A 7,460-nucleotide genomic window follows, 5' to 3' on the forward strand; every position below is an offset into this window, starting at 1 on the left:
GTCGTGCAAAGAGAAGAGCAGGTGCTTCACTATAGCTCTCAAACAGTAATGTCGACTTCTAAGTTTATGAGTGGTTATGAAGAGACGCGTGAATCCCTACTGGTCAGTATGCGCGAAATCACTCGCCTTATGGACAAAACTTCAAACAAAGTCTACGTTCACAACAACGGCCAAGTGAGTCGCGAGTCCGTGGAAAAACGTCATCTCATTAATTTAATCGCACGAGAAAACAATCACGATGGCGAACCTAAATACTACCGCTGGAAAATTGTCCTCAATCGAAGCAAGATTGTTGCCCTAGAGCAGATAGAGGTTGAAGACGTCACTCACCCTTTCGCTTCAGTGAAAGAGTAAGAAAAAACTCCGCCATAGGTTCATCGCCATGAAGGCTTGGACAAGTGGCGGTTATTTTAACCGGTCTGTTCACTCGCTCTCCAGTTGCAAATGTCTCGGCCAACATTTCATCGATTAACTTGCCATCTTCACATACAAAGTGAACATCTGCTTCAGGACGCTTAAGAAACTGTCCTTGCACGGTTTTAAAAGCTAGCGATACTCTCTTTCCGCTCTCTTGAGCCTTGTTCATTGCCATATACCCACCAGCTACGTCAGCGCCCACAGCAAGCACCCCAAAGTACATGCTGTTTAAGTGGTTCTTAGTACGCCTTTTTAATGGGATCTTGATTTCAACTTTCTCTGAATCGAGATGAAGGATCTTTGGTCTTGCTAACCAAATGAAAGGGACTTTGAAGAATCCAAAGTAGTTAAGGAAAAAATTTGCTTTAGTGAGCGCTGATATCATTAAACTAGTCCGACCAGTGAGTTTCAGACTAGTTCATAATGATTCCGCTCCATTGTCAACATTTCATTAACATTCAACATCACAAACAAAACCATTATTAGAACCGTCGCATTTGTTCTGACATAGATGAATATTTGTTTACTTTTACACTGATGTCTTAAGAAGAAACCGATTAAGTGGTTTATTCCTAACTTGGTTTCCGTTATCTTTACCGCTTCGCAATAAAAAGAACAGGCTGTGGTATGCCATTAAAAACCGATGAATTAAGAACCCAACCTTTGGGTCCAATGCCGACGCCGGCGGAGTTAGGAAGCGCCCATCCCATTACGGACGAAGTTGCCCAGCGAATTGCACAGTCACGTCGCCAAATTGAAAATATCCTTACCGGGGAAGATCAACGCCTTTTGGTGATTGTCGGCCCTTGTTCCGTTCACGATACTGAAGCAGCGATTGACTACGCTCAGCGCCTTGCTGCAATTCAAGACCAGTATCAAGATGAACTTTTCATTGTGATGCGCACATACTTTGAAAAGCCTCGTACCGTCGTTGGCTGGAAAGGCCTCATCACCGACCCTAACCTAGATGGCTCTTACGCTCTAGAAGCAGGTCTAAACAAGGCGCGTAAGCTTCTGTTAGACATCAATAAGCTTGGTCTGGCTACAGCAACTGAGTTTCTTGATATGATTACAGGTCAGTACATTGCAGATCTTATCACTTGGGGTGCGATTGGTGCGCGTACTACTGAGTCTCAGATTCACCGCGAAATGGCCTCTGCGCTCTCTTGTCCTGTTGGCTTTAAAAACGGCACTAACGGCAACATTAAGATTGCTATCGACGCCATCCGCGCATCACAAGCCTCACACTACTTCTACTCGCCAGACAAAAATGGTCGTATGACGGTATACCGCACTAGTGGTAACCCATACGGTCACGTAATCTTACGCGGTGGCGAAAAAGGCCCTAACTTTGATGCTGAGTCAGTTGCTGCGGCATGTAAGCAATTAGGCGAGTTTGGTCTGCCAGAGCGCCTTGTGGTTGATTTCAGCCACGCGAACTGTCAGAAGCAACACCGTAAACAGTTAGATGTAGCTAAAGATATCTGCGAACAGATTAAATCAGGCAAGAACCAAGTCGCAGGTATCATGGCTGAAAGCTTTATTCTCGAAGGCAACCAGTCAATGGCAGACATCAACAACCTGACTTACGGCCAGTCAATCACTGACCCTTGCCTAAGCTGGGACGATACTGCGACCATGCTTGATATGCTGGCGACAGCGGTAAAAGAACGCTCAAAATAGAAGGATTCCAACATGCCATCATTTGATATTGTTTCTGAAATCGATACGGTTGAACTACGCAATGCGGTTGATAACGCAACGCGTGAACTTTCTACTCGTTTTGATTTTCGTGGCGTCGAAGCGTCGTTTGAGATGCAAAAAGACGAATCAGTTCGTTTGAACGCTGAAGGTGACTTCCAGCTTAAGCAGTTGCGTGACATTCTACGTAGCCACTTAGCAAAGCGTGGTGTTGACGCCAATGCTATGGATGCAAAACCTGAAGAAGCTTCTGGTAAAAACTGGCATCAAATCGTTGTCTTCAAGCAAGGTATCGAGACGCCTATGGCAAAGAAAATCGTCAAACTTATCAAAGATAAGAAGATGAAGGTTCAAGCGTCAATTCAAGGTGAGAAAGTACGCGTGACAGGTAAGAAGCGTGATGATCTACAAGCGGTTATCGCACTGATCCGTGAGTCTGAACTAGGCCAACCGTTCCAGTACGAAAACTTCCGTGACTAAGTGGTAAATCAGTTTAAAAGCCCGACACTCAATACGTCGGGCTTTGTATTCTATTTGCTTGAACCTAACTTCAACAACAAATCTTCGCCCTGCAAGAACGTCACTCTAGTTGATTTTGGCGCAGTAAACACCACCACACGTAGATCTTCTTTTCTGGCCTTCTCTAGCAGTTCAGCTAGCTCCGCATCATTGTGATATTCCACACGTTCTGCATCGCGACGAACCAAGTCTATAAAGCTAAACGGGCATTGGCCATCGAATAACACCAACTCTGCTTGCTGCATTATTCTAAGCGCCTTCAACGTGAGCAACTCAACATCGTCACCATGTTCAATCCACGTTGTCGAGCTCTTGTTGTCAAAACCTTCAGCGAACAACGTTTGATAAGCATTTTCTAAGTCGGAGCTCACCACGGCTTGATCGACGTCTGCCCGAGCGAAAAACGCTTCCCAAAACTTACGACGCTCATCAACCGTGCTTAGTTTAACCTTAATGTCAGCACGTTTAGACGCCGCAAATTCAGCTTGGAGTGCCAAATTTTGCGGTAAAACCGCTTCAAGCTTTTCGCGAACATTGCGAATCAGTACTGGAGACCCTCCACCACTTGAAATAGCAAGTTGGATACGACCACGATTAATCATCGAAGGCGTAATGAAATCACAATATGGCAAATCATCAACCACATTAACCAAGATTCCTTTTTGCTTAGCATCTCGGTGTACTTGATGATTTAAGCTCGGGTTATCTGTCGTTGCCCACACCTGAACATACTTAGTTTCGAGTAGCTCGACTGAATAGAAACCTTGCACCCAACGACACTCATTACTTTCAACAAGCTTAGCGAGGTACTCTTCGATCTGAGGAGAAACGATAGTGACATCGGCGCCAGCGCGAATCAGGCTGTCAACCTTTCTACTTGCGACCTCTCCACCCCCTACAACCAATACAGGTTTGTGGTTCAGATCAATAAACAGAGGAAAATACTGCATTTCGTTCCTTGAATTGTTAAAAACTTCTTTTTTGTTGATGCTACCAAAAATGGTGCAACAGATTCATGTGACATCGATCGAATTCATAATATATAACCGAATTTTCCACCAATCTTAGTTATTTAAACCAAATCAAACAACCAAAATAAGTTACAAATCTAATTGTAAAAATAATTTTGTTACACCATTCTGTCGCATCATTTTAGTGAGTTGTTGCACTATTTACAATTTCACTAAGACTCGATAACGAGCAATAGCAACCTAATAATTAATGTAACACGACATTTTTCAATCGTTAATTCAGGGCACTCCTGAACAAACATGGATCATACAGGAAGGATACACATGGCACATAAAATTACGTTACTGACCACCGCTATAGTGACAAGTGCTTTAATTGCTGGTTGTGGAGATAACAATACCGCACAGCAAGAAACAATTACTAAACTTCAAGGCGAAGTAGAGGCTCTTAAGTCACAACTAGAGTCTGCAAAATCTTCTTCGCAACCAGTTCAAACTACCGCATCTGGCGAGTCTACTTTGTCAAAAGTAATGGAAAAAGATAGCCTGACATGTGGTGTAAGTACTGGTTTACCTGGTTTCTCAAATCCTAACTCTAAGGGTGAATGGGAAGGTATCGACGTTGAATACTGCCAAGCTCTAGCGGCAGCTGTTTTAGGCGACAAAACCAAAGTTAAATACGTACCTCTAACGGCAAAAGAGCGTTTCACTGCACTTCAATCGGGTGAAATTGATGTTCTTTCTCGTAACACCACTTGGACCCTACACCGTGATACAGCATTAGGTCTAAACTTTGTAGGCGTTAACTACTACGATGGTCAAGGTTTCATGGTTAAGAAAGATCTTGGGCTAACGAGTGCAACGCAACTTGACGGCGCATCGGTATGTGTTCAATCAGGTACCACGACTGAGCTTAACCTTGCAGATTACTTCCGAAACAGTGGTATGTCATACAAACCAGTTGTATTCGACACCGCATCTCAAACTTCAAAAGGGTTCGATGCAGGACGATGTGACGTACTTACTACAGACCAATCTGGCTTGTACGCACTTCGTTTGAACCTGCACGATCCTGCTTCAGCACAAGTACTTCCAGAAATCATCTCTAAAGAGCCGCTAGGCCCAGTAGTTCGTCAAGGTGATGACCAGTGGTTCAACATCGCTAAGTGGACACTATCTGCAATGGTTAACGCGGAAGAGTACGGTATTTCTTCTAAGAATGCTGACGAAATGTTGAAATCAACTGATCCAAACATTAAACGTATTCTTGGTGTTGATGGCCCTAAAGGTAAAGGCCTAGGCATTCGTGATGACTGGGGTTACCAAGTGATTAAGCAAGTGGGTAACTACGGTGAAAGCTTCGAGCGCACAGTGGGTGAAGGTTCTCCACTGCAAATTTCTCGTGGCGTTAACGCGCTATGGAATGCTGGTGGCTTCATGTACGCTCCACCAATCCGTTAATAACTTTTATTAGCTAGTTAATAAACAAAAATGGGCGGTTTAGGCCGCCCTTTTTATAAAAATGGATTTGAGGTTAAAGCAGTATGAAACCTACTAATGTTGCGACGAATTCGGATAACGGACCGAGTTCAGGCGCTAGCCTTATTTACAATCCCACTTTTCGAGCAGTCGTCTTCCAAATTATTGCAATAGGCGCGCTTGTTTTTTTCTTTTACACTATTGTCAACAATGCACTCACCAACTTAGAAGCGCGTGGTATCGCCACGGGTTTTGATTTCCTCGATCAAGAAGCTGGCTTTGGGATTGGCCTAACGCTGATTGAATACGATGAAACCTACTCTTATGGCCGGACTTTCGTTATCGGCTTACTCAATACAGCACTAGTGTCATTTTTCGGAATTATACTGGCGACTATTCTCGGCTTTATCATGGGTGTCGCGCGTCTCTCGTCTAACTGGCTAGTTAGTCGTTTTGCTGCGGTATACATTGAAATTTTCCGAAATGTTCCGCTGTTATTACAAATTTTCTTTTGGTATTTTGCCGTACTCCAAGCACTGCCTTCTGCAAGACAAAGCTTAAGCCTCGGTGAAGCCATATTCCTTAACGTGCGTGGTTTATACTTTCCTGCTCCAGTATTCGAGGCCGGCTCTTCGATTGTAATCGGCGCTTTAGTACTTGGTATCATCGCCACTCTCGTTATCAATGTCTGGGCAAACAACAAACAGCGTTTAACAGGCCAACAAACACCTATGGGACGAATCGCTCTTGGGTTATGTGTTGTTCTACCAGTGGTCGTTTACTTCCTAATGGGCTCTCCTATTAGCGCAGAGTACCCAGAACTCAAGGGCTTTAACTTCCGCGGTGGTGTGAGCATCATTCCTGAGCTTGCGGCACTATTGCTTGCACTAAGTATCTACACCGCATCTTTTATTGCTGAGATTGTGCGTTCTGGTATCAATGCCGTTAACCACGGTCAAACGGAAGCAGCGATGTCACTTGGTTTGCCGCGCTCTCGTACGTTGAAGCTTGTCGTAATCCCTCAGGCACTTCGAATCATCATCCCTCCACTCACTAGCCAATATCTAAACCTAACCAAAAACTCATCATTAGCGATGGCGATTGGTTACCCAGATTTGGTGTCGGTGTTCGCAGGCACCACACTCAACCAGACCGGTCAGGCAATTGAAATCATCGCGATGACAATGGGCGTCTACCTAACGTTGAGTTTGTTAACCTCTGCATTAATGAACATCTACAACCGTAAAGTTGCTTTAGTGGAGAGATAGTATGTCGACACATCAGTTTCAGCCAGACCTACCGCCTCCAGCAAATACAGTTGGTGTCGTCGGTTGGCTAAGAAAAAACCTATTCAACGGCCCTGTAAACTCAGTGGTTACCGTTATCCTTGCCTATCTATCATTCATGTTGCTTTGGAGCATCTTTGATTGGGCATTTTTAAAAGCTGATTGGGTGGGAACCACTCGAGACGCCTGTAGCCGAGAAGGTGCTTGTTGGGTATTTATCAGCGTGCGCTGGGAACAGTTCATGTACGGTTTCTACCCTCAAGAAGAACTGTGGCGCCCTCGCCTGTTCTACGCATCATTGGCAATCTTAACGGCTTTACTTGCTTACGAAAAAACGCCAAAGCGTACCTGGATATGGCTATTTACCGTTAATATCTATCCTTTTATTATCGCAGCGTTACTGTACGGCGGAGTGTTTGGATTAGAAGTCGTAGAGACCCACAAATGGGGCGGCTTGTTAGTTACTCTAATTATTGCTTTGGTTGGTATAGTCGTATCACTACCAATTGGTGTTGCTCTGGCACTGGGTCGTCGCTCAGAGATGCCGATCATTCGCAGTATTTGTACCGTTTATATCGAAGTATGGCGTGGTGTTCCACTCATCACGGTACTATTTATGGCGTCGGTAATGCTGCCGCTATTCCTATCCGAAGGGTCTGAAACTGACAAACTGATCCGCGCCCTAATTGGTGTGGTCATGTTCAGCGCAGCCTATATGGCGGAGGTGGTACGTGGTGGTCTGCAAGCGATTCCTAAAGGCCAATATGAAGCTGCCGATGCGCTAGGTCTCAGCTATTGGAAAAAAATGGGATTAATCATCTTGCCTCAAGCGCTTAAGATTACTATCCCATCAATTGTGAACACCTTCATTGGCCTATTTAAAGATACCAGTCTGGTACTGATCATTGGTATGTTTGACGTACTTGGTATCGGTCAAGCTGCCAACACCGACCCAGAGTGGTTAGGTTTTGCAACAGAAAGTTATGTATTTGTCGCGTTAGTGTTCTGGGTATTTTGTTTCGGCATGTCGAGATATTCGATTTGGCTAGAAAACAAACTTCATACCGGTCACAAACGATAATCAGAA

General features: G+C 44.5%; 7 protein-coding genes and 1 pseudogene. 6 read left to right on the forward strand and 2 right to left on the reverse strand.

Going from position 1 to position 7,460, the window contains the following annotated elements:
- Positions 1-354: pseudogene (locus tag QTO00_RS16170) on the forward strand (hypothetical protein); the annotation flags it as partial.
- On the opposite strand, the gene QTO00_RS16175 reads toward QTO00_RS16170, so the two are convergent.
- A complete protein-coding gene (locus QTO00_RS16175) occupies positions 323-802 on the reverse strand; it encodes a DUF4442 domain-containing protein (protein WP_331425711.1) in 480 nt (159 codons plus the stop codon). The pseudogene QTO00_RS16170 and the gene QTO00_RS16175 overlap by 32 nt on opposite strands.
- A 242-nt stretch (positions 803-1,044) precedes the next feature.
- Here QTO00_RS16175 and QTO00_RS16180 point away from each other — a divergent pair, with 242 nt between their 5' ends.
- The gene (locus tag QTO00_RS16180; protein ID WP_331425712.1) at positions 1,045-2,100 is read left to right on the forward strand and encodes a 3-deoxy-7-phosphoheptulonate synthase; all 1,056 of its coding nucleotides are present in this window, start codon (positions 1,045-1,047) and stop codon (positions 2,098-2,100) included.
- A gap of 12 nt (positions 2,101-2,112) precedes the next feature.
- Entirely contained in the window at positions 2,113-2,598 is a 486-nt protein-coding gene (locus QTO00_RS16185; protein WP_038203135.1) for a YajQ family cyclic di-GMP-binding protein, read from the forward strand.
- Between the two features lie 50 nt (positions 2,599-2,648).
- Here QTO00_RS16185 and QTO00_RS16190 read toward each other — a convergent pair whose 3' ends face one another.
- The gene (locus QTO00_RS16190; protein WP_331425713.1) at positions 2,649-3,587 is read right to left on the reverse strand and encodes an NAD(P)-dependent oxidoreductase; all 939 of its coding nucleotides are present in this window, start codon (positions 3,585-3,587) and stop codon (positions 2,649-2,651) included.
- A gap of 345 nt (positions 3,588-3,932) precedes the next feature.
- Between QTO00_RS16190 and QTO00_RS16195 the strand changes: the two genes are divergently transcribed.
- From QTO00_RS16195 to QTO00_RS16205, 3 genes are all read left to right on the forward strand, one after another.
- Positions 3,933-5,069 (forward strand): amino acid ABC transporter substrate-binding protein, encoded by a 1,137-nt coding sequence (locus QTO00_RS16195; protein ID WP_331425714.1) that lies wholly within the window; start codon positions 3,933-3,935, stop codon positions 5,067-5,069.
- Between the two features lie 83 nt (positions 5,070-5,152).
- Positions 5,153-6,355 carry an amino acid ABC transporter permease gene (locus tag QTO00_RS16200; protein ID WP_331425715.1) on the forward strand — a complete coding sequence of 401 codons (1,203 nt, stop codon included), beginning with the start codon at positions 5,153-5,155 and terminating at the stop codon, positions 6,353-6,355.
- 1 nt (position 6,356) lies between these two features.
- Positions 6,357-7,454 (forward strand): amino acid ABC transporter permease, encoded by a 1,098-nt coding sequence (locus tag QTO00_RS16205; RefSeq protein ID WP_331425716.1) that lies wholly within the window; start codon positions 6,357-6,359, stop codon positions 7,452-7,454.
- Positions 7,455-7,460 lie beyond the last annotated feature (6 nt).

Source organism: Vibrio sp. M260118 (genome assembly GCF_036533755.1).
In the GTDB taxonomy this organism is placed as follows: domain Bacteria; phylum Pseudomonadota; class Gammaproteobacteria; order Enterobacterales; family Vibrionaceae; genus Vibrio.